Genomic DNA, 590 nt, shown 5'->3' on the forward strand with positions numbered 1-590 from the left:
GCGCCGAGGAGCGCGGTGGCCAGTCCGGCGGCCAGGAGCGCGGCGGGACGGGGGAGACGGATCAGGAGGCGCGGCATGCGCATGGCGGTGTTCCTTCGTTCGGGAGTGCCCGGGGTGCTCTCCCCGGGCCGCCGGTTGGCGTGGGTCCAGAACGTACAGCCGCACCGCAGGAAAGTACAGCCATGAGAGTGGACGAGATGCGTTCAGGCCTCTCTACCTGCCCGTTTGCGGATTCTTACGGGGTCCCTGTTGCCTGACAGTCTCATTGCTGTACTGTTCTCTTTGCGGGTTCACCCCGCAGCCCCGGAGCATGGGGCCCGTCCCGAACGAAGGAAACACCGTGATCACGCTCGCCAAGACCCCCCGCCCGTTCATCGCCCTTGTCCAGGACGGCAAGGTCATCAACACCCTCCCCGAGCCTGCCACCGACGAGGCGACCGAGGAACTGGCGGTAGAGGTGTTCACGCACTGCCTGGAAGTCCACAACCTGACCGCCATCGACCGCTTCGACGCCCACTCCCAGGCCATGGCCTACCTGAGCAACTGACAGGCCCGCACCGCCCGCCGCACCCCCCCGGCGGGCGGTGCGC

General features: G+C 68.0%; 1 protein-coding gene. It reads left to right on the forward strand.

Annotation, left to right across the window (positions count from 1 at the left end):
- Positions 1-340: 340 nt before the first annotated feature.
- Entirely contained in the window at positions 341-547 is a 207-nt protein-coding gene (locus C1J00_RS44005) for a hypothetical protein (protein WP_102914279.1), read from the forward strand.
- Positions 548-590: the final 43 nt, after the last annotated feature.

The organism is Streptomyces cahuitamycinicus (assembly GCF_002891435.1).
GTDB lineage: Bacteria > Actinomycetota > Actinomycetes > Streptomycetales > Streptomycetaceae > Streptomyces > Streptomyces cahuitamycinicus.